Raw genomic sequence first — 22,095 nt, 5'->3', positions numbered from 1 at the left:
GTCGCCCAGAGTTCACCTTGGAGCCAGGGATGGTTCATTTGGGGTGACGGAACCGGACGCGTAGGGGACGGAACGTGGGAGCGTGGGCAGGAGCCCGGGCCCCTGAAGCCCGGACAGACGTACGAGAGGAACCCTGATGCGGGACGCGTACCACGAGGAACTGGATTCGATCGGCGACGGTCTGGTGGAGATGGCCAGGCTGGTCGGGTCGGCGATCGGGCGCGCCACGACCGCCATCCTGGACGCCGATCTGAAGCTGGCGGAGAGCGTGATCGAGGCCGACAAGAAGGTCGACGGGCTCCAGCACGAACTGGAGGCACGGGCCATCGCCCTGCTGGCGCGCCAGCAGCCGGTGGCGACCGACCTGCGCATCGTCGTCACCTCGCTGCGGATGTCGGCCGACCTGGAGCGCTCCGGCGACCTCGCCCAGCACGTGGCGAAGCTCGCACGGCTGCGTTACCCGGAGCGCGGGGTTCCGCACGATCTGCACGCGACGATCCTGGAGATGGGACAGCTCGCGCAGCGCCTGATGGCGAAGGCGGCCGAGGTGATCATCACCAAGGACGTGGACCTGGCGCTCCAGCTGGAGCAGGACGACGACGCGATGGACCTCCTCCACCGGACTCTCTTCCAGCACCTGATGGACGACCGCTGGAAGCACGGCATCGAGACGGCGGTGGACGTCACGCTGCTCGGCCGCTACTACGAGCGCTTCGCCGATCACGCGGTGTCGGTCGCCAAGCGGGTGGTGTACCTGGTCACGGGTGAGCACGCGGACGAGATCCAGGCCGAGCTCCAGTCGGAGATCCAGACGGTGCCGGGGGCGGAGGGGGCCTGATCACGGCTCGCACGGCTCGCACGGCTCACAGGGCCCACAGGGCCCACGGGGCCTCGCACGGCTCGCGGGGCGGGCGTGCACGGGGCCGGCCGGAGCGCGTACGAGCCCCAATGCGCCGTTGACGCGCCCATCGGGGCGGGCATCCCATGGGAGAGGTGTGCGCAGGCCCAGCCCCCGAGGAGGGACCCATGGCCGAATCCCCCGGCACGACGCCCGACCCCACGCAGGACCGCGAGACCGAGCAGCCCGCCGAAGTCAGAAGCCTCACCCTGATCGCCGCCTGCGGCTGCGGCTCGGGCTGCGGGTGCGGGTGCCAGTCGGGCAACCCGTGCCAGTGCGGCTGACGACGTACGTCCCGTGGGGCCCGGCACACCCGCCGGGGCCCACGGGACCGCCCCTCACGGCGTACTGACCTCGGGCACCGCCTCGGCCTTCCCGACGACCGTTTCGGCCGCCTCCGCCGGCAGTCCGCGCATCAGCAGCGCGTACCCGAGGCCGGCCACCGTACCGACGACGGCGCACATCCCCCACAGCCACCGCGCGCCCCAGTGATCGATGACGAAGCCGGACATCAGCGGGGCGACGAGGGACGCGACCGCCCAGGACATGGTGTACATCCCCTGGTAGCGGCCACGCCCGTGCACCGGGGAGAGCTGAACGACCAGCCCCGTCTGGGTCGGAGCGTTGACGATCTCGGCGAGCGTCCACACGCACACGGTGAGGGCGAAGACAGCGACCGACCCGGCGAACGCGGTGAGCCCGAACCCGTACCCCGCCAGCAGCGACGAGGCGACGAGCAGGTGCCGCGGATCCCGGTGCTGGATGAACCGGGTGACGGGAAGCTGCAGTACGACGATCAGCACCCCGTTGACGGCGATGGCCATACCGAAGTCGGCGGGCGTGAACCCGGCCTCCCCCATGGCGATGGGCAGCCCCAGATACCCCTGCTGGAAAACAAGGGCGATGAGGAAGGACAGCCCCACGACACTCATGTACCGCCCGTCACGCAGTACGGTCCCCAGGGAGACGGACGCGCTCTCCCCGGAGGAGGAGTCCGGCGCATCCTTTGCGGGCCGGGACTCGGGCAGCTTCACGAAGACGAGAACGGCGCAGACGAGCGTCATGCCCCCCTCGATCAGGAACCCGGCGAGATAGCTGACCTCGGCGATGAACCCGGCTCCCATGGAGGAGATCGCGAAGCCGAGGTTGATGGCCCAGTAGTTGAGCGAGAAGGCCCGGATGCGGTCCTCCGGCCGCACGATGTCCGCCATCATCGCCTGCACGGCGGGCCGGGAGGCGTTGGAGGCCATGCCGACGAGGAAGGCGACGGCCGCGATGGCGACCGGGTCCCGCATGAAGCCGAGCAGCGCTACGGTCAGCGCGGTGGCGGTCTGGGAGACGAGCAGCGTGGGCCGCCGCCCCAGCCGGTCGGTCATCACCCCCGCGCCCAGTGACGAGATGACCCCGCCCAGCCCGTGCAGTGCGGCGACGAGACCGGCGTAGGAGGCGGAGTACCCGCGGTCCAGCGTCAGGTAGAGCGCCATGAAGGTGGCGACGAAGGCACCGAGCCGGTTGACGAGGGTGCTGGTCCACAGCCACCAGAACTCACGGGGCAGCCCCGAGACGGACTCGCGCACGGCACGTCTCAGTCCGACGCCTGACATGGAACCCCCCGTGGAAACAGATGTAAGCGGCTGAAGCGGCCAGCGCAACTTACGAACACCGTACGGAGAGGGGAGTCCGGGCGACCACTCGATTAACAGATCCCGTCAACCGTCCGCCAAGCGGGCAGGGCGCACGGCCCTCGCGGGGCGTCTATTACGCTCGGGCACATGGCCGACGCACCGTACAAGCTGATCCTCCTCCGCCACGGCGAGAGCGAGTGGAACGAGAAGAACCTGTTCACCGGCTGGGTGGACGTCAACCTCACCCCGAAGGGCGAGAAGGAGGCGACGCGCGGCGGCGAGCTGCTCAAGGACGCCGGTCTGCTCCCCGACGTGCTCCACACGTCCCTCCAGAAGCGCGCGATCCGCACCGCGCAGCTCGCACTGGAGTCCGCCGACCGCCTGTGGATCCCGGTGAACCGCAGCTGGCGCCTGAACGAGCGTCACTACGGCGCCCTCCAGGGCAAGGACAAGGCGCAGACCCTCGCGGAGTTCGGCGAGGAGCAGTTCATGCTCTGGCGCCGCTCCTACGACACCCCGCCGCCGGCGCTCTCCAACGACGCCGAGTACTCCCAGTTCCCCGACCCGCGCTACGCGACCCTCCCGCCGGAGGTGCGCCCGCAGACGGAGTGCCTCAAGGACGTCGTCGTCCGCATGCTCCCGTACTGGTTCGACTCGATCGTCCCCGACCTCCTCACCGGCCGCACGGTCCTCGTCGCCGCCCACGGCAACAGCCTGCGCGCGCTGGTCAAGCACCTCGACGGCATCTCGGACGCCGACATCGCGGGCCTGAACATCCCCACGGGCATCCCGCTGTACTACGAGCTCGACTCCGACTTCAAGCCGGTCACCCCCGGCGGCAAGTACCTCGACCCGGACGCGGCAGCGGCCGCGATCGAGGCGGTCAAGAACCAGGGCAAGAAGAAGTAGCCCGACGCCATGAGCCCCCTACGCGCGACTTCTCGCGAGTAGGGGGCTTTGCCGTCCTGGGGCCGTCTCTGGCCGTCAGGAGTGGCGGTCACGTCGCCACTCGTACGCACCGGGTGACGTCTCGACCACCTCACAGGGGTCGTGAACAGCTCCCGAATAAGTGTCCATGGGTGTCTTTTAGGCGCCGTGAGTGATGTGCAATCTTGCGCATGAACCTGACGGAATGGGCGCGCGCACAGGGCATTGCGCCCCGCACGGCGTACCGCTGGTTCCGTGAGGGCACGTTGCCGGTCCCTGCGGAACGCGTGGGGCCTCGCACGATCCTGGTGAACATCGACGCGAACACCTCACCCACCGTGATTGGTGGCGTGGGCTTGTATGCCCGCGTCTCCTCCCATGATCAAAGGCCGGACCTGGAGCGGCAGACCGCCCGGTTGTCGGCGTGGGCGGCGAAGGCCGGTCACAAGGTCGTCCGTATTGAGTCCGAGATCGCGTCGGGCATGAACGGCTGCCGGTCGAAGGCGACGCGGCTGCTGGCAGACCCCGCCGTGACCACAGTCGTGGTCGAGCATAAAGACCGCCTCGGCCGGATGAACGTCGAACTTGTCGAAGCTGCCCTGTCTGCCTCCGGGCGCCGTCTCGTTGTCCTGGATGACGGCGAGGTCGAAGACGACTTGGTCCGGGACATGGTGGAGGTGCTGACGTCGTTCTGTGCCCGCCTCTACGGGCGCCGCTCGGCGAAGAGTCGCGCCCGCAAGGCTCTTGAGGCGGCTGCCGCCGGTGAGTGAGCCGAAGAAGAAGCAGCTCCGCGGCCCGTCGTGCACGGACACCAAGAGGCCGCCGCTCTCCTGGGGCTTGAACCTCGTGGAAGGATTCCGCCAGGAGTTGAGCCACGTCAGAGCGGGAGATCGTCGGGGAGTACCCGAAACGCCTTGTGGTGCCCCAAGGGACGTACGGCCCGGAAGTCACGCCGGTCGAGGGTGAGGATCGCGTCCGTGTCGTAGTCGGCGGCAAGCACCACGTTGACCGCGTCGGCGAGGTCGAGGTCGAGGTCACGGTAGCGGACACGGACTGACTGGGCGGCGCCCAGGTGGCTCTCCGTGATCTCCGGCATGACGACACGCCCTCGGCTCATCCAGCGCCGGATGTCATCAACCGCACCGAGGGCGGCCGCCCTGCCGAGTTCGCGCGTGGCGACGTGATCCAGTTCGGCCATCAGGAGCGGGGACATGACCAGGAGGCCGGCTGCCATGATCGCCTCGTTCGCCGCCCGGTGTTCCGGGTGGGCCGAGTCCAGGGCCGCCAGGGGGTTGGTCCGACTCCAAGCAGGACGCTAAAGGCCGTCGCGCTCGACCAGTGAGCCGTCAGGGCTCAGTGTGTAGATGCGCGGCGGATCCATGTCCTCCACAACTCTGCACAGCTCCGCTTCCCGCTCGGCGACACCGGGCCCGTATGCGTCTCGCACGTGGAATCCGTACAGCTCGATGGCGTCCGCGTCGATGTCGTCGGGCTCGGGAATTCCCTCTTGTACGAACCCGCAGAGCGCTCGCAGCGCGTCCTCGCCCAGTTCCAGGGGGTGGAAGGGCAGAGCGTACGGCTCTTCCTCCTCGCCGGGCCAGGGGATGATGTCCGCCGGGCGGTCGCCGGCCCAGTAGGGCAGTTCGAAGGAAAGCGGCTCGCCGATGCTCTCGATGATTCCGCTGTCCGGCGACAGGCTCAGGGAACGGACGAGGCGCCCGTCCTCCCACACGGCGAACGCCAGCCAGTCGACGACGCTGTGCATGGCGTGCAGGACGAGCCGTCGGCCGGCGCTTGCCTCCACGAGGTGTTCCGGGAGGTGGGAAGGGGCGTCGATCATCACTTCCTGATCACCGATGACCTCCACGCCCGGCCAGCTCGCTGCGCACACCGTCCCCTCCGGTGGGTACACGCCATCCCCAAGGTTCGAGCCCTCGCACTGCTTGATCTCCCGATCCGGGTAGAGCCGCCGCATCATGGTGACCGTCCGGTCGAGGTCCGCCGCCCCCACACGCCCCAGCAATCCCGGCACGTCGCCGTCCGCGTACACCAGCAATCCCGTCTTGGCTCCCAAAGCCCCTCCCCGTGACGCCTGATGGTGAGCGCACCTTAGCCGCGCGCACTGACAAGGCGGCTCGGCCGGCCCGCCTCTGGGCCGTCCCAGGTCAGCCGGCGTGAGCGTCGTCGGCGTCCGGTCGGCGGAGGCGCACCCTCGCGGGGAACCCCGGGTTGTGCACCTCCACGCACAGCGAGTTTCCGTCTCGGAACCACTCGACCCGTACGACCCACTCGCCGTCGCACGACCCGTAGAGAATCGCGTTGGTCACGGCCCAGGGCCGCCCCGTCGAGGTCAACGGGATGACGCTGGACGCCGCCTCGTACGTCCTGGAGTACGACTTCGACGCGAACCCGAAAGCCACGCCGCCCAACGTGCCGGACCCCGGCTGACGCTTGACGTCCTGGTCTCACCGAGTCGCGGGCCCGCCGGGCGTCGGCGCAGCCTCCACGCCACCGTCGAGCAGGGCTGAGGGCGGTCGCTGCGCACCATGGGCGCAGAAGCCGCTGACGGCGTGCCGGGGTGTGCGGGCGCGGTCAGGGGCGGGGCAGCACGCCCAGGAGGGTTGCCGTGAGGGCCAGCTTCAGGCTGTCCTTCAGTTCCAGGTGGAAGCGGGCCAGGTCGGGCTCGGCCTCGTAGGCCGCCTGCAGGCCGGGCGGGGGTGTGCTGTACGCCGACAGGGCGCCGGCCAGGACCATGGTGTGCAGGCTGAACTGTGTCGCGTTCTCGCCCAGCTCCGGCAGGTACTTTCCGATCAGGGCGGTCATGGTCGTGAGGCGGTCCAGGGCGGCGCGCTTGTAGCGCGAGACGACCTCGACGGAGACGTTGCGCTCCAGGACGCTGCCCTGTGCGCCGAAGAGGTCGCACAGCGCCACCCGGTCGGAGAGTGAGCGGCTGAGGATCTCGGCCACCGCTGCCGACCGCTCCGCCATGGGGAGGTTCTCGTCGACGCCGGCGGCCAACTCGGCCGCCAGTTCCGTCAGCCACTCCCGCAGGTAGCGGTCCAGCAGTTCCAGCAGCACCGCCTCGCGGGACTCGAAGTAGCGCAGCACGTTCGGTTTCGCCAGGCCTACCCGGCGGCTGAGTTCGTTCAGGGTGACCGCGGCCACGGGCATCTCGTCGAGCATGGCCGACGCCGTGTCGAGGATCGCCCGTCGGCGGATCTCCCGCTGCTCTTCGGTTCGCGCCCGCTGGAACGTCACGATCGCCAGCCTAACTTAGGTACCTCCGGTACGTTGACAGCGTACCGGGGGTACTTTAACGTCGGGAGGCAAGATACCTTCGGTACGTTAGACAGTCGGGAGCCTCACATGAGCGAGAAGTGGACGACGGCGGACATTCCGGTACAGCGCGGGCGTGTGGCCGTGGTGACCGGGGCCAACACCGGACTGGGGTACGAGACCGCGAAGGCGCTCGCCGAGCGCGGGGCGTCCGTGGTGCTCGCCGTGCGCGACGTCGGGAAGGGCGAGCAGGCCGCGGCTCGCATGACCGGCGATGTGACCGTGCAGGCGCTGGACCTGGCCTCGCTCGACTCCGTGCGGACCGCAGCGGCGGCGCTGCGGTCCCGGCTCGACCGGATCGACCTGCTGATCAACAACGCCGGCGTGATGTACACCCCGAAGCAGACCACCCGGGACGGCTTCGAGATGCAGTTCGGCACCAACCACCTCGGCCACTTCGCGTTCACCGGGCTGCTGCTGGACCTGATGCTGCCGGTGCCCGGCTCGCGCGTGGTGACCGTCAGCAGCGCCGGCCACCGCATCAGGGCCGCGATCCACTTCGACGACCTGCAGTGGGAACGGTCGTACGGCCGGGCCGCCGCCTATGGTCAGTCCAAGCTGGCCAACCTGATGTTCACCTACGAGCTGCAGCGCCGGCTGGCCACGCACGGCACCACCGTCGCGGTGGCCGCGCACCCCGGCATTTCCAGCACCGAACTCGCCCGCAACTCCCCCGTGGCCCTCCGGCTTCCGCTCGTCCGGCTCGCGCTGAGCACACAGAAAGCGGCGATGGGCGCGCTGCCGACCCTGCGCGCCGCCACCGACCCCGCCGTGCTCGGCGGCCAGTACTACGGTCCCGGCGGACTCAACGAGGTCAGGGGCCACCCCCGGCTGGTCACCTCCAGCCCGGAGTCGTACGAGCTGACCGTCCAGCAGCGGCTGTGGGCCGTCTCCGAAGACCTCACGGGGGTGACGTTCCCCATTGTTCGGTCTTGAGCAGCAAGCCGAGAGATATGGCGCCCCGGTTCTTGACGCGCGTCAAGGATCCCCCCGCACGTGGGTGCGACGTTGAGGTCGGGACGAACGGTCCCATGGATTTCGTCAGTCCTCACCACGGCCGGGAATGAGGTGGGCCAGATGGATGACCGTCCGATGGGCGAGGAGGCCCTCGAGGGAAGCCAGAGCGCGCGGATCTCTCGCCGTCTGAACTGGCTCCGCGCGGGGGTGATGGGCGCCAACGACGGCATCGTCTCCACCGCGGCCATGGTCGTCGGCGTGGCCGGTGCGGCAGTGAGCAACAGCGCGCTGCTGGCCTCCGGTATCGCCGCCGTGGCGGCCGGCGCCCTGTCGATGGCGGTCGGCGAGTACGTCTCGGTGTCCAGTCAACGCGACTCCCAGGAGGCCGAGCTGGCCCTCGAACGGTCCTTGCTGAAGGCCGATCCCGCCGGCGAGCTGGACCAGCTCACGGGGCTGATCCGGGCGAGGGGCATCGACGCGGGCCTCGCCCGGCCCGTGGCCAGGCAGCTCACCGAGAAGGACGCGCTGACCGCCCACGCCCGCCTCCACCTGGGCATCAACCCGCAGGAGCTGGTGAACCCCTGGCACGCGGGCCTGTCGTCGATGCTCACCTTCATCGTCGGCGGGCTGGTACCGCTGCTCGCGATCCTGCTGTCCCCGCGGTCCATCGCCGTCGGGATCACGGTCCTGGCCGTGGTGGCCGCCCTCGTCGCGACCGGGTCGGTCTCGGCCCACCTGGGCGGCGCGAGCAAGCTCCGCGCGGTGGTCCGCGTCGTCGTCGGCGGACTCGCGGCGATGGCCATCACCTACGTCATCGGCCTGATGGTCGGCACTCAGATCTGACCGGCCCACCGGCCGGCAGCCCACGAAGGGAGAAGAACCTGTTCATGGCTCTCGTCATCACGGCGTTCCGAGGGACATGACCACGACGACAACCACAACCACGAGCACGACCACCACCGTGCCCACGCCGGACACGCGCACTGAGGCGGCCGGCGATCATGGATGACCCCGCCCTCGCCACCCTCGCGCGAGCCGGTAGACCTTGACCGGCCCACCGTGCACGCCGAACAGTCCGGTGCGGTCCCCCGGGGCCGTACACCCGCTCGTCGCGCCGGTGGGAACGCGTCATCGCGGCGGACGCGATCCAGTGCTGGGCGTCCTCGGGCAGGCCCGCGAAGAGCCGCATCGTCCGGACGATGTGCAGCCGGTGTCCGAGCCCTTCGTCCATCGCCACTCTCCCGTAGCCTCACCGCCGATCATGGCAAGGCGGACGATCCTGCCCCGGGCAGGCGGACCGCGCGTCCCGCGCCACCCGATGTCGCGTTGTGCCGGGCTCGGGAGACTAGTGAGTGCCCTAGGTGTTCGTCGTTTTACTGACCGCATGACGACCTTGGCCACCGGTGGGGTGCTGGGCATCCTCGGTGGGATGGGCCCATCCGCCTCGGCCGCGTTCCTCCGCACCGTGTACGAGGCGGCCGCCGAGCGGTCGGGGTCGCTGGAGGAGCAGGTGCTGCCGCGCTGCCTGCTCGATTCCGACCCGGGGTTCCCCGACCGCACCGACGCGATACGGGGGCATACCGAGGCGGAGTTCGCCGCCCGGCTGCAGCAGCGGCTGGCCGGTCTGACGCAGCTCGGCGCCACCCGTGTCGTGCTCGCCTGCGTCACCGCGCACCACTTCCTGGACCTGCTGGAACCGGCCTCGCGGGCGCGGGTCCTCTCCCTGGTCGATGTCGTCGTCGACGACCTCCGGTCGCTGGGCGGGGACGGGCGCCTGCTGCTGGTCGCCACCCACGGCACCCGTGAGGCCCGGGTCTTCGAGCGGCACACACGCTGGCCGACAGTGGCGCACCGGGTGGTGCTGCCCGGCCCGGAGGCCCAGGAGGAACTCCACGAACTGCTCTACCGCGTCAAACGGGAGCCCTTCACCGACGAACTCTGCGACCGCTTCCTGGGCATGGCCGACATGCACGGCTGTGCGGGGCTGGTGGCCGGCTGCACAGAAGTGCATCTGCTGACCCGCCGGCTGCGTCACCGGTACGGCGGGCCGCTGATCGTCGACCCCCTGCTGACCGTCGCCACCCATCTGAAGTCCTTGCTCGCCGGCTCCGGCTGAGCGGCGGTGCCACGCCCGGGTCCATGGGCCACCGCAATGACATCGACGCGCTCGCGCCACGAGGCGGGACCGCACCCACGCAACGACAGGAGTACGCCGGTGGACGGGGACCACGCACGGGAGTACTGGCGGGCGCGGCTCGCCGGCTTCGCCCAGCCGACGCGGCTGGGTGTGGAGCGCGCCGCGACGCCCGCGGACGAGGGATGGGCCGAGGCCCGGCTGTCCTGGACGCCGGAGCACGCCGACGCCCTGGTGCGCGCGGCCGGGGCGGCCGGTGTCCGGCCCCGGGACCTGATGTGCGCCGGGTGGGCGATGGTGCTCGCCGCCCATGCCGGTGAGCAGGACGTGGTGTTCGGTGTGGACGACGAGGGCTCCGAGGGCGGCCGGGTGCGGCCGCTGCGGGTGCGGATGGAGCCGACCCAGCGTCTCGGCGCGTATCTCGACGGCGTTCGTGAGGCGGTCGGGACGGGCGCCGCCCATGCCGTTCCGGCGCCGGAGGAACTGGCCCGGTGCGCGGACCTCACCGACCCCGGCGCGCCGTTGTTCGACACGGTGCTGCACCGGGTGCCCGCGGCGCGTCCGCCCGCGTACGGCATCGAGGTCACGGCCGTGTTCGACGGTCCGGAGCCCGGTCTGCGGCTGGTCCATGCCGTCGGACGGATCGACGCCACCGACGCCCGCAGGCTGATCGGCCATCTCGACCGGGTCCTCCGCGCGCTGGCCGCGGGCGCCTCCCGGGACACGGTTGGTTCGCTCGAGACGCTGTCGTCCACCGAACGCGACCGCGTCGTACGGGAGTGGAACGACACCGGGCGCGTACTCGGTGAACCCGCCTGTCTGCACGAACTGTTCGAGGAACGTGCCGTCCGCGCCCCGGGCGCCCTCGCGGTGGTCCAGGGGGCCGACCGCCTGACCTACGCCGAGCTCGACACAGCGGCCGACGCCCTCGCCGCGCGTCTCGCCGCCGAGGGCGTCGGCCGCGGTGACACGGTGGCGCTGAGCCTGCGCCGTACCGTGCACTGCGTCGTCGCCCTTCTCGGTGTGCTCAAGGCCGGTGCCGCGTACGCCCCCGTGGATCCGGAGCTGCCCGCCGAGCGGGTGCGCGCCCTGGTGGAGACGCTGGGCGCGCGGGTGGTGCTGACCGATCCCGGCAACGTGCCCGAGACGCTGCGGCGCTGCCGCGGCCTCGATGCGCTGCGCGCCGTGCTGTGGCTCGGGCCCGCGCGGAACGAAGGGGACGGCGGGAACGCCGATGGTGACGGGAACGGCGGGAACGGCGGGGACGGCGGGGGCAACAGGGAAGGCAGGGGCGACGGCTCCGCTGCCGAGCGGTCCGTGGGCGGTGTCACGGTCGGCTGGGCGCTGGCCCGGCCGGCCGACGGAGCCCCGGAACCCGTGCGCGCGCACCCCGACGACCCGGCGTACACGATCTTCACTTCCGGTTCCACGGGCACCCCCAAGGGCGTCATGGTCCAGCACGCGCCCGCCGTGAATCTCGTCCGCTGGGTCAACGAGACGTACCGGGTCAGCCCGGCCGACCAGGTGCTCTTCGTCGCCTCCCTGAGCTTCGACCTCTCCGTCTACGACGTCTTCGGGATGCTGGCCGCGGGCGGCAGCGTCCGGGTGGCGACAGCGGAGGAGGTCCGGGACCCGCAGCGGCTGCTGACCCTGCTCGACCGGGAGCCGATCACCTTCTGGGACTCGGCGCCGGCCGCCCTGCAGCAGCTCGAACCGTTCCTCGCCCTGCGTGAGCAGCCCGCCGAGCACTCGCTGCGCCTGGTCTTCGTCAGCGGCGACTGGGTGCCGCTGACCCTGCCCGCCTCCGTCCGGCAAGGATTCGCCGAGCCGGAGTTCGTGGCCCTCGGCGGGGCCACCGAGGCGGCGATCTGGTCCAACTGCTTCCCGGTCACCAAGGTCGATCCCGCCTGGTCGAGCGTCCCGTACGGCCGTCCCATCACGAACGCCCGCTACTACGTGCTCGACGCGGCGATGCGGCCCGCACCCGTCGGCGCTCCGGGCGACCTGTACATCGGCGGTTCGTGTCTGGCCACCGGGTACCACGGTGCGCCGGGGCTGACCGCCGCCAAGTTCGTTCCCGACCCCTTCGGCGGGGAGAGCGGCGGCCGGCTCTACCGGACCGGGGACCGGGCCCGGTTCTGGGCCGACGGGACCATCGAGTTCCTCGGCCGCCAGGACCAGCAGGTCAAGATCCGCGGCCACCGGGTCGAGCTCGGTGAGATCGAGGCGTGCCTGGCCGCTTGCGCGGGCGTCGCCTCCGCCGTGGCCGAAGTGCACGGCAGGGGCGCCGACGCCCTGCTCACCGGCTATGTCGTGCCCCGCCCGGGCGTGACGCCGGATCCCGCCGGGCTGCGCGCGGAGCTGGCCGACCGGCTCCCGCCGTACATGGTGCCCGCACAGGTGCTGGTGCTTCAGGCGCTGCCCACCACCGCCAACGGCAAGCTGGACCGGGCGGCGCTGCCGGCGCCCGACTTCACCGCCGCGGTCCGTCCCCCGTACGTGGCGCCCGGGACTCCGGTGGAGGAGGCCGTCGCGGAGATCTGGGCCGATTTCCTCGGGGTGGAGCGGCTCGGCGCCGACGACAACTTCTTCGACCTGGGCGGGCATTCGCTGCTGATCACCCAGGTGGTGGCCCGGCTGCGGACCGATCTGGGCATCGAGGTGATGCCGCTGACGCTGCTGGAACACCAGACCGTGGGCTCCTTCGCGGCCGAGGTGGAGGCCCTGCTGCTGGACGAGGACACACCAGCCGGGACCGGGACGACGGACACGGCCGACACGGCGACCCCACCACCCGGCGAGGCCGCCCCCTTCGGGACCGGGGCCACGGACACGGACGGGGGTGCGGTACGCGATGGCGGCACCATCCGGGGCTGACAGCCGCGCGGACCGGCTGGGCGCCCTGCTCGCCCGGCGCCGGGCCGAGGCGGCCGCGGCCCGCGTCCGCCGCCCCGCGCTGACGCCGGGCAGCGGCCCCGTCCCCGTCGCCCCGGCTCAGCAGAGGATGCTGTTCCTGGCGGAGCTGGACCCCGGCAGCACCGCCTACCACCTGATCTTCACGCTGCGCCTGGAGGGCCCCCTCGACACCGCGGCGCTGGAGCGTGCCCTGCGCGGGGTCGAGGAGCGCCACGAGGTGCTGCGCAGCGTGTACGAGCGGCGCGGGGGGACGGAGACGATCGTCCCCTGCCCGCCGTCGTTCGTCCTGCGCCGCACCACGGTGCCGGACGGGTCCGGGGCGCCGGCCGCCCTCCAGGTACAGGAACTCGGCCGTCCCTTCGACCTGCGCGAGGGCCCGGTGTGGCGCGGCCTGCTGGCCCGTACCCACGACACGCTGCACCACGTGATCCTGACGGTGCATCACATCGCGTTCGACGGGCTGTCCATCGACGTCCTGCGCCGGGAGGTGGCCCAAGGGTATGCCGCCGAGCTCGGTCTCGCCGCACCCCCCGCACCGCCCGCCGTCCGGTACGCCGACTACGCGGACTGGCAGCGCCGCTGTCTGGAGTCCGGGGCGTACGACGGGCAACTCGACTACTGGAAACGGCGACTGGGCGACGTGGAGCCGCCCTCCGGCCGCCGCGCGGCGCAGCACCGCGACGGGTCCGGCGGTATGGTCCGCGCCACCGTCGACGCCGGCACCGCCCAGGGGATCCGGGCGCTCGCCCGGGACACCGGGGCCACGCCCTTCATGGTGCTGCTCGCCTGTTTCCAGACGCTGCTGCACCGCCACTCGGGGCAAACCGACATCCTCGTCGGCACGCCGGTGGCGGGCCGGACCGAGCCGGGCTCGGAGGCGCTGATCGGGCTGTTCGTCAACACGGTCGTACTGCGCGCCGAGTGCCGTCCCGGGCTGTCCTTCCGGGAGTTGCTGGGACGGGCGCGCACGGAGGCCGCCGCCGCATTCGCCCGTCAGGATGTGCCCTTCGACCATGTGGTGAAGGCGCTGCCCCGAGCGCGGGACCTCGCCGACGTCCCGTTGTTCCGGGCGATGCTGGTCTGGAACCCCGCCGACCAGGGCTCCGCGGTGCTCGGCGATCTGAGGGTCGTCGACGTGCCGTGCCCCGACGTGTCCGACACCAAGGTCGACCTGACCCTGGAGGTCGCCGAGGCCGGTGGCGGATACGAGTTCGAGCTGAAGTACGACCGGGGGCTGTGGGACGAGTCCGCCGCGGCGGCGATGGCGGGCCACTTGCTGACGCTGACCCGGGCGGCGGTCGCCGACCCGGAGCTGCCCCTGGGCCGGCTGCCCCTGCTCTCCCCGGGGGAACTGCGGCTGGCCGCCCGGCACGCGAGCGGCCCGGTACGCGACCACGGCGGACCGGCCGATCTGGCGGCCATGGTCGCGGAGCAGGCACGCCGGGACGGCGAAGCCGTCGCCGTGACGGACGGCGGCCGGGAGCTGACCTACGCGGAGTTCGACCGCCGGGCCAACCGGCTCGCCCATCATCTGCGGGCCCTGGGCGCCGGGCCCGAACAGCCGGTCGCGGTGCTGCTGGAGCGCTCGTTCGCGCTCGTGGAGACGATCGTCGCCATCGTCCGCTCCGGCGCCCCGTACCTTCCGCTCGACCCCGAGCACCCGGCCGCCCGCATCGCCGCGGTGCTCGCCGACGCGGGCGCCCGCTTCGTCGTCACCCACTCCGCGTTCGCCGACGCGGTGGCCGCGGCCGGCCGCGTTCCGGTGCTCGTCGACGACCCCGCCGTCGCCGCCCGCCCGGACGGCTGGGGGTTCCCGCCCGCGCTGCCCGACCAGCTGGCCTACGTCTTCTACACCTCGGGCTCCACCGGCCGCCCCAAGGGCGTCATGGTCTCCCACCGCGCGGCGCACAACCAGATCCGCTGGCAGATCGAACGGTTCGGCCTGGGTCCCGGTGACAGCGTCCTGCTGAAGACCAACGTCACCTTCGACGACTCCGTCGTCGAGATCTTCGCCGCGCTGGCCGGCGGCGCCCGGCTGGTCGTCACCGCACCCGGCGGGCATCGCGATCCCGCCCATGTACGGACCCTGATGGCCGAGGAGCGCGTGACCTACGCGCGGTTCGTGCCCACCATGCTGGCCGCGCTGCTGGAGCACGGCGGTGACGTCCCCGTCCCGTCGCTGCGGGTACTCAAGAGCGCCGGGGAGCCACTGGCCCCGGAGCTGGCGGAGCGCTGCCTCGCGGCTTTCGACGCCGAGTTGTACGACGCCTACGGGCCCACCGAGACCGCGGTGAACGTCACGGCGGGGCGCTGCCTGCCGGGCGGGCCGGTGACCATCGGCACGCCCGTCGACAACGTCCGCTGCCACGTCCTCGACGCCGGTCTGTCCCCGCAGCCGGTCGGTGTGCCCGGCATGCTCCACGTCGGCGGGGTGCAGCTCGCCCGCGGCTATCTGGGCCGGCCCGGGCTGACCGCGGAGCAGTTCGTCCCCGACCCGTTCGGACCGCCCGGCGGCCGGCTGTACCGCACCAACGACCTGGTGCGCCGGCTGCCCGACGGCCGGCTCGAGTACCTGGGGCGCGCCGACAAGCAGGTCAAGATCCGCGGTATGCGCGTCGAGCCCGGTGAGATCGAGGGCGTGCTGGCCGAGCACCCGGCCGTCGGCCAGGCGGTGGTCGCCACCCGGGACGACCGGCCCGGCGGCACCCGCCTCGCCGCCTATCTGCTGCCCACCGCCACCGCGTCCCCCGATGTCACGGAACTGCGGACGTGGCTGTCCGCGCGGCTCCCCGCGCACATGGTCCCCTCCACCTTCACGGTGCTCGCCGCCTTCCCGCTGCTTGCCAGCGGCAAGGTGGACCGCCGGCGGCTGCCCGAGCCACAGCCCGGCTCCGAGCCCGGCGAGGCCCATGAGCCGCCCGCCGGGGAGACGGAGGAGGCCATCGCGGCGATCTGGTCCCGGGTTCTCGGCACGGACCGGATCGGCCGCGCCGACAGCTTCTTCGACCGCGGCGGGCACTCGCTGCTCGCGATGGAGGTGGTGGCCGCCGTACGGCGGGAGCTGGGCAGGCCGGTGCCCCTGCGGCTGCTGTTCGAGGCGCCCACGCTCGCCGGGTTCGCCGCCGGGGCCGCCGGACCGCGGGTCGCCGCGGCGGGGAATCCGCCCCCGGTCGGGCGCCGCGCGGCGGGGTCCGACGAGGTCTCCGCGGCCGAGGCCCGGATCTGGCTCGCCGACCGGCTGAACCCCGGCGACCCCGCCTACAACCTGCCGGTCGTCGGCCGGCTGCGGGGATCCTTCGACCTCGACGCGCTCACCGAGGCGGTGCGGGCCCTTCCCGCCGCGCACGAAGCGCTGCGCACCACGTTCCCCGCCGTGGACGGCCTGCCGGTACGCCGGGTCCGTGACCTGGAACTGCCGCTGCGCCCGGTCGACCTGAGCGGCCTGGGCGAGGAGGAGCGTCACGCGCGGCTGGAGCGGATCCTGGCTGGGGAGGCCGCGACCCGCTTCGACCTGGCGCAGGGGCCGCCGGCCCGGGTCGCGCTGATCCGGCTCGGCCCGGAAGAACTCGTACTGGCCCTGACGCTGCATCACATCGTCGCCGACGCACGGTCGGTGGAGGTGCTCGTCGAGGACCTGCGCACCGCCTACCTCGCCGCCCGGGCCGGACGGCCCGCCGCCCTGCCGAAGCGGCTCGGCGCCGGGGACTACGCGGCCTGGCGCGGCCGGCCCGTCCCCGACGAGGACCGCGCCGCCGAACTGGCCCACTGGCGCCGCGCCCTGGCGGGGGCGCCCTCCGCTCCCGGCCTGCCGGCCGACGGCCCCGCCGACGACGCGGCCGGCTCGCAGGGCGCCGCGCACCGGTTCACAGTGCCCGGTGAACTCGCCGGGCGGATCCGGCGGCTGGCCGCGCAGGAGGGGTGCACCGCGTTCATGGTGCTGCTCGCCGGATACGCGGCGGTACTCGCCCGGCACAGCGGCGAGGACGACATCGTGCTCACGATGCCCGTCGCCGACCGGGCGGCTCCCGGCCTGGACGGCATCGTGGGCCTGCTTCTGGACACCACCGTCGTGCGGCTGCCGGCCGGGGCCGGTCCGGACTTCCGTACGCTGTTGCACGCGACCCGCACCGCGGTCCTCGACGCGCAGGAACACCGTCTGCTGCCCTTCGACCGGCTCGTGGACGCGCTCGGACTGGACGGGCGGGCGCTGTCCCGGCTCTCCGTCACCATGGATCCGGCGTGGGCCGGCGCCGTCCCGTTCGGCGACGACGCCGTGCTGGAGCCGGGCGGCTTCGAGCTCGCGCACTCCAAGGCGGACCTCAATCTGCTGCTGGACGACGGCGAGCAGGGCCTGGGCGGCTGGTTCGTGCACCGTACGCCGCTGTTCGCGCGGGACCGTGTCGCCCGGATGGCCGACCACCTGCTGCTCCTGCTGGACGGCGCCACCCGCGCTCCGGGGTCGCCGCTCACCGGGCTCCCCCTGCTGACGGACGCCGAGCTCGGGGCGCTCTCCCCGGGCACCGCCGCACCCGGCGGGGCACGGGCGGACACCTGTGTGCACACGCTGGTCCTCGACCGGATCGGCCGCGCACCCGATGCTCCCGCCCTGGTCACGGACACCGAGGAGTGGAGCAGCGGCCGCCTGGCCGCCGAGGCCTGCCGGCTCGCCCGGCACCTGACCGCGCGCGGGGTACGCCCCGGGACGCTGGTGGGCCTCGCGCTCGGCCGGGGCGTGCGACAGCCGGTCGCGGTGCTCGCCGTATGGCTGGCCGGCGCCGCCTACGTCGCGCTCGACCCCGGCCACCCGCCCGCGCACCTCCACCGCGTCCTCGCCGACAGCGGGGCCGCGTTCCTGGTCACCGACCGGCCCTGGGCCGCCGCCTGCGCGGGCAGCGGACTGCCCACGGTCGTGCTCGGCGACGACGAGGCGGTCATCGCGGGGTACGACGACCGGGTCCCGGAAACCGCCGCGGCGGTCGATCCGGCCGCGGTCGCCTACCTCGTCTACACCTCCGGCTCCACCGGAAGGCCCAAGGGGGTGCGCACCTCGCACCGCGCCGCGGCCGCCTATCTGCGGGACTACCTGGGCGGGTTCGGGCTCGATGGGCGGGACACCGCGCTGCAGCTCGCCGGACTGCCCTTCGACGCGTCCGTCCGCGACCTGATGGGACCGCTGGCCGCCGGGGCGCGCGTGGTCCTGCTCGACGACGAACGGGCCGCCGATCCGCGCGCCGTGGTGGCGGCGCTCGACCGGCACCGGGTCACCTGTGTCCTGAGCGTGGTGCCGACCCTGCTGCGGGCCCTGCTTACCGCGGCGGAGGAGAGCCGCGCGGTGCCCGGCGCCCGGCTGCGGCTGCTGCTGACCGCCGGTGAGCCGCTGGACCTGGCCGACTGCGCGCGGGCGGGCACCGCGTTCGCCGGCCGGCCCGTGGTCGTCAACCAGTACGGGCCCACCGAGGCCACCATGACGACGACCGGCGCCCGGGTGGCGGCGTCGCCCGGCGACCGCGGCCCGGCCCCGATCGGCGATCCGGTGGCGGGGGCGAGGATCTGGGTCGTCGACCGGCACGGCCGGCTCGCCCCGGTGGGTGTTCCGGGCGAGCTGTGGATCGGCGGCGACCGGCTCGCCGACGGCTACCACGCCCGGCCCGCGCTGACCGCCGCGAGTTTCGTGCCCGAGCCGTTCTCGCGCGTCCCGGGCGCCCGCGCCTACCGCACCGGTGACCTGGCCCGCCGGGAGGCGGACGGCACGCTGACGTTCCTGGGGCGCGGCGACGACCAGGTGAAGATCCGCGGCCAGCGGGTGGAACCGGCCGGGATCGAGAGTGTGCTGCGCGGTCTGCCCGGCGTGGCGGAGGCTGCGGTCGTCGCGGTGCCGGCCGCCGTGTCCGGGGGCTCCGTCCGGCTGATCGCCGCGGTGGCGCCCGCCGGGGTCGACGCCGACGCCGTCCGCGCGGCGCTGCGCGGCCTGCTGCCCGCGCATCAGGTCCCGGGGGTCATCCGGGTTCTGCCGTCCCTGCCGCGCACCGCGAACAACAAGCTCGACCGCCGGCTGCTCGCCGCGCCGGTGGCGCCGACCGCGGCGGCGGACGCGACGGCGGACGCGGCTCCTGTCGCGGCGGCGGACGCACCGCGCACGCCCACCGAATCGACCGTGGCGGCCGTGTTCGCCGACGTGCTCGGTGACGAGCTCACCGGCGGGCCCGTGGGCCGCAACGACGACTTCTTCGACCGCGGCGGCCACTCGCTGCTGGCGGCCCGGCTGGCCTCCCGGCTGCTCCGGGCCACCGGCCGGGACGTACCGCTGCGCCGGATCCTCGAACTGCGGACCGTGGCGGAGCTCGCCACATGGCTCGACACCGCCGCCCCCACACACGACCCGACCAGCAGCCGCGCGCCCGATACGACCAGCAGCCGCGCGCACGACACCACACCCGACCCCGCGCACGGCACCACACCCGACGCGACCACCCACACCACGCCGCGCGCCACACCCGACCCCGCGCGCAACGCGACCACCGACCCCGCGCACGGCACCCCGCCCAACACCACATACGACACGACTACCGCCCCCGCGCCGCGCGACGTGGTCGGCGGCGTCGTCGGCGACATGGTCGGCTCGGGCGTCGTCGGCGTGCGGTACGGCGAACCCACTCCCGGTCAGCAGTACATCTGGCGGCACTGGCGTCGGGAGCCGCACACCGCCGCGTACCACATCGGCTTCCACCACCTGGTCCGGGGCCCGGTAGACGTGGTCGCATTCGCACGCGCCCTGGACGCCCTCGCCGAGCGGCATCCCGTGCTGCGCACCCGCTTCCCGGCCGCGGGCGACGGGGAGGACGGCGGCGGGCGGGCCCGCGTGGTCGTCGAGCCCCGCGTGCTGTTCCCGCTGTCCCGGGAGGACGTCGCACGGGCCACCGACCCACGGGCGGAGGCCGTCCGGCTGGCGACCGCCGACCTGCGGGCCCCGTTCGATCCGGAGCGCGGGCCGCTCGCCCGCGCGATCCTGGTCCGCTGCGGCCCTCAGGAGCACGTCATCGGACTGACGGTGCACCACATCGTCGCCGACGGCTGGACGCTGTCCGTCCTCGCCCGTGACCTGACCGCGCTCTACGCGGAGTTCGCCGCCGGCCGACTGCCCGCGCTGCCTCCCGTACCCGGTTTCGCCGGCTACGCCGCGGCCCAGCTCGCCCGGCTGGAGGACCCCCGGTCGGCGGCCGACGCGGCCTTCTGGGCGGACCGGCTGCACGGCGTACCGTCCCTGCTGCCGCTGCCCACCGACCGGCCCCGGCCCGACACCTGGTCGCTCGACGGGGCACTGGAACTCTTCGACATCGATCCGGCGGTCGCCGCCGGGGTCCGCCGGCTCGCGGACGAGTCGGGGGCGACCGTCTTCATGGTGCTGCTGGCGGCCTTCCAGCGCTGGCTCGGCCGGCTGTCGGGCGCGGAACGCTTCCTGGTGGCGGTGCCCGTGGCCAACCGGCCCGACCCGGCGTCGGAGGCGGTCGCCGGACCCTTCGCCAACATCGTCCCGGTGCCCGCCGATCTGACCGGGGCGCCGTCGTTCCGCGACCTGGTGACCCGGGTCCGCGAAACCTTCCTGGAGGTGTGGGAGCACCGCTACCTGCCGTTCGAGACCCTGGTGGCCGGGCACGCCGCCGCGGACCCGGGCCGGCCACCGCTGTGCCAGGCGATGTTCGCCGTGCAGAACCTGCCGTCGGCGGGAAACACGCCGGACGGCCCATCGATGACCACGCTGCACCTCGACCGCGGCACATGCCGTTACGAACTGCACATCCGCTGCTTCGAGACGACCGAGGGCCTGTCCGGCCGGCTCGAGTACAGCACGGCGCTGTTCGGCGGGCGGGGGGCGCGGGAGCGGCTGGACGCCTTCCTCGCCGTACTGGGCGACGCGGTCGCCACTCCGGACCGTGCCACGGGAGAACATTGAGATGCGCGTGTTCAATCTGATCTGGGCCGGTCAGGCGGTCTCGATCATCGGAACGGCCTTCACCGTCTTCGGAATCGGCGTCTGGGTCTTCGAACGGACCGACTCACCCACCGCGTTCGCGACCCTGGTCATGGCGGGTTCGCTGCCGGGCGTGCTGGTCCTGCCGTTCGCCGGCGTGCTGACGGACCGCTGGGACCGCCGCCGGGTCATGCTGCTCAGCGACCTGGGCACGGCCGTCGGCCCCCTGGTGGCACTGGCGCTCCACTCCGCGGGAGCGCTGCGGGTGTGGCAGGTGTACGTGCTGGTCGCGTGCAGTGCGGTGTTCCAGGCGTTCCAGTGGCCTGCCTTCTCCAGTCTGGTGCCGCAACTGGTCGGCAAGGAACTGCTCAGCAAGGCCAACAGCCGGGTGAGCCTGGCCGAAGGCGGCGGGCTGCTGTTCGGCCCGCTGCTCGGCGGCGCGCTGTACGCGGTGTCCGGACTCGACGCGCTGCTTCTGGTGGACTTCGCGTCCTTCTGCCTGGCGGTCGCCGCCACGCTGTGGTCGTACCGGCTCCTGCCGGCCCTCCCGCCCAGCGAGGCGGGTGCCGCGCGTCTGCCGCTGCGGGTCGAGATGACGGAGGGGTGGCGGTTCATCAGGCCGCGCCCCGCTCTGCTCGCGCTGCTGGTCTTCTTCGCCTGCTACAACCTGCTGATGGAGCTGGCGCTCGTCCTGGTCGCCCCGCTGGTGCTCAGTGCCCACTCGTCGTCGACGCTCGGCCTGGTCAACGCCGCCGCAGCGCTGGGACTGATCATCGTCAGCGGCGTCATGAGCGTCGTACGGCAGCCACGGCGTCTGGTGCGCACGCTCCTTCTCGTGGCGGCCCTGCACAGTGTGCTGCTCCTGGTCATCGGCGCGGGGCGCGGCGATCTCTGGCTGCTGGCCGCCGGGACGTTCGCCGTCTCGGGCGCGTACGCCGTGACCAACGCGACCACCACGACCCTTTGGCAGCGCAAGACACCGGCAGCCGTGCAGGGCCGGGTCGCCGCCGTACGCCGGATGGTCGCCTGGTCCGCCTACCCGGTGGCGCACGCGCTCGCCGGGCCCGTCGCCGTGCAGGTGGGCGAGCCGCTGGCGGACGCCGCGGGCTGGGGCGGTACGGAGGGCGGCCGGGGGCCGGGCATCGCGATGGTGTTCCTGCTGTCGGGGCTGCTGCTCGCGGCGGTGGTGACGGCCACCAGTGTGCCGCGGACCGTGCGGCGGCTGGAGCGGGAACTGCCCGACGCCGACGAGGCGGAGCCGGAGGCACGGCCCCGGCCGGCCGCCACCGCGTCCTGAACGTCCCGCGTTCTCATCGGGTTCCCGGTACCGCTC

The 22,095-nt window shown here is 72.9% G+C and carries 14 protein-coding genes and 2 pseudogenes; 11 read left to right on the top strand and 5 right to left on the bottom strand.

Going from position 1 to position 22,095, the window contains the following annotated elements; genetic code table 11:
• Positions 1-136: 136 nt before the first annotated feature.
• Positions 137-838, top strand: a complete 702-nt coding sequence (phoU, locus tag ACZ5C2_RS00710; protein ID WP_468785048.1) for a phosphate signaling complex protein PhoU — start codon at positions 137-139, stop codon at positions 836-838.
• 188 nt (positions 839-1,026) lie between these two features.
• Positions 1,027-1,182: a hypothetical protein gene (locus ACZ5C2_RS00705; RefSeq protein WP_468785046.1), complete on the top strand. Its 156-nt coding sequence runs from the start codon at positions 1,027-1,029 to the stop codon at positions 1,180-1,182.
• A 54-nt stretch (positions 1,183-1,236) separates the two neighbouring features.
• On the opposite strand, the gene ACZ5C2_RS00700 is transcribed toward ACZ5C2_RS00705, so the two are convergent.
• Positions 1,237-2,502, bottom strand: a complete 1,266-nt coding sequence (locus tag ACZ5C2_RS00700; protein ID WP_468785044.1) for an MDR family MFS transporter — start codon at positions 2,500-2,502, stop codon at positions 1,237-1,239.
• Between the two features lie 168 nt (positions 2,503-2,670).
• Here ACZ5C2_RS00700 and ACZ5C2_RS00695 point away from each other — a divergent pair, with 168 nt between their 5' ends.
• Complete coding sequence (locus tag ACZ5C2_RS00695) at positions 2,671-3,432, top strand: phosphoglyceromutase (RefSeq protein ID WP_468785042.1); 762 nt, start codon at positions 2,671-2,673, stop codon at positions 3,430-3,432.
• Positions 3,433-3,641: 209 nt separating this feature from the next.
• A complete protein-coding gene (locus ACZ5C2_RS00690; RefSeq protein ID WP_468785040.1) occupies positions 3,642-4,220 on the top strand; it encodes an IS607 family transposase in 579 nt (192 codons plus the stop codon).
• 107 nt (positions 4,221-4,327) lie between these two features.
• Here the strand turns inward: ACZ5C2_RS00690 and ACZ5C2_RS00685 are convergent, their stop codons facing one another.
• The 3 genes and pseudogenes from ACZ5C2_RS00685 to ACZ5C2_RS00675 all read right to left on the bottom strand — a co-directional run.
• Positions 4,328-4,738 carry a PIN domain-containing protein gene (locus tag ACZ5C2_RS00685; RefSeq protein ID WP_468785746.1) on the bottom strand — a complete coding sequence of 137 codons (411 nt, stop codon included), beginning with the start codon at positions 4,736-4,738 and terminating at the stop codon, positions 4,328-4,330.
• Positions 4,739-4,765: 27 nt separating this feature from the next.
• The gene (locus ACZ5C2_RS00680) at positions 4,766-5,524 is read right to left on the bottom strand and encodes a DUF6928 family protein (protein ID WP_468785038.1); all 759 of its coding nucleotides are present in this window, start codon (positions 5,522-5,524) and stop codon (positions 4,766-4,768) included.
• A gap of 100 nt (positions 5,525-5,624) precedes the next feature.
• Positions 5,625-5,777 (bottom strand): annotated as a pseudogene (locus ACZ5C2_RS00675) (ATP-binding protein); the annotation flags it as partial.
• A gap of 4 nt (positions 5,778-5,781) precedes the next feature.
• Between ACZ5C2_RS00675 and ACZ5C2_RS00670 the strand changes: the two are divergent.
• Positions 5,782-5,898: pseudogene (locus tag ACZ5C2_RS00670) on the top strand (GntR family transcriptional regulator); the annotation flags it as partial.
• A 144-nt stretch (positions 5,899-6,042) separates the two neighbouring features.
• On the opposite strand, the gene ACZ5C2_RS00665 reads toward ACZ5C2_RS00670, so the two are convergent.
• On the bottom strand, positions 6,043-6,708 hold the full coding sequence (locus tag ACZ5C2_RS00665) for a TetR/AcrR family transcriptional regulator (RefSeq protein WP_468785036.1): 666 nt from the start codon (positions 6,706-6,708) through the stop codon (positions 6,043-6,045).
• 108 nt (positions 6,709-6,816) lie between these two features.
• Between ACZ5C2_RS00665 and ACZ5C2_RS00660 the strand changes: the two genes are divergently transcribed.
• The 6 genes from ACZ5C2_RS00660 to ACZ5C2_RS00635 all read left to right on the top strand — a co-directional run bounded on the left by ACZ5C2_RS00660 (position 6,817) and on the right by ACZ5C2_RS00635 (position 22,059).
• Positions 6,817-7,722, top strand: coding sequence for an SDR family NAD(P)-dependent oxidoreductase (locus tag ACZ5C2_RS00660; RefSeq protein WP_468785034.1), 906 nt, complete (start codon positions 6,817-6,819; stop codon positions 7,720-7,722).
• A 141-nt stretch (positions 7,723-7,863) separates the two neighbouring features.
• Positions 7,864-8,586 carry a VIT1/CCC1 transporter family protein gene (locus ACZ5C2_RS00655; protein ID WP_468785032.1) on the top strand — a complete coding sequence of 241 codons (723 nt, stop codon included), beginning with the start codon at positions 7,864-7,866 and terminating at the stop codon, positions 8,584-8,586.
• A 541-nt stretch (positions 8,587-9,127) separates the two neighbouring features.
• A complete protein-coding gene (locus tag ACZ5C2_RS00650) occupies positions 9,128-9,859 on the top strand; it encodes an aspartate/glutamate racemase family protein (protein ID WP_468785030.1) in 732 nt (243 codons plus the stop codon).
• A 99-nt stretch (positions 9,860-9,958) separates the two neighbouring features.
• The gene (locus ACZ5C2_RS00645; protein ID WP_468785029.1) at positions 9,959-12,754 is read left to right on the top strand and encodes a non-ribosomal peptide synthetase; all 2,796 of its coding nucleotides are present in this window, start codon (positions 9,959-9,961) and stop codon (positions 12,752-12,754) included.
• Entirely contained in the window at positions 12,732-20,744 is an 8,013-nt protein-coding gene (locus ACZ5C2_RS00640) for an amino acid adenylation domain-containing protein (RefSeq protein ID WP_468785027.1), read from the top strand. Before ACZ5C2_RS00645 ends, ACZ5C2_RS00640 begins: the two co-directional genes overlap by 23 nt.
• A gap of 1 nt (position 20,745) precedes the next feature.
• The gene (locus ACZ5C2_RS00635; protein WP_468785025.1) at positions 20,746-22,059 is read left to right on the top strand and encodes an MFS transporter; all 1,314 of its coding nucleotides are present in this window, start codon (positions 20,746-20,748) and stop codon (positions 22,057-22,059) included.
• Positions 22,060-22,095: the final 36 nt, after the last annotated feature.

The sequence above is a fragment of the Streptomyces sp. NPDC031365 genome (genome assembly GCF_055569765.1).
Note: the sequence above shows the minus strand (reverse complement) of the source record. Positions and strands in the feature narration are given on the sequence as shown.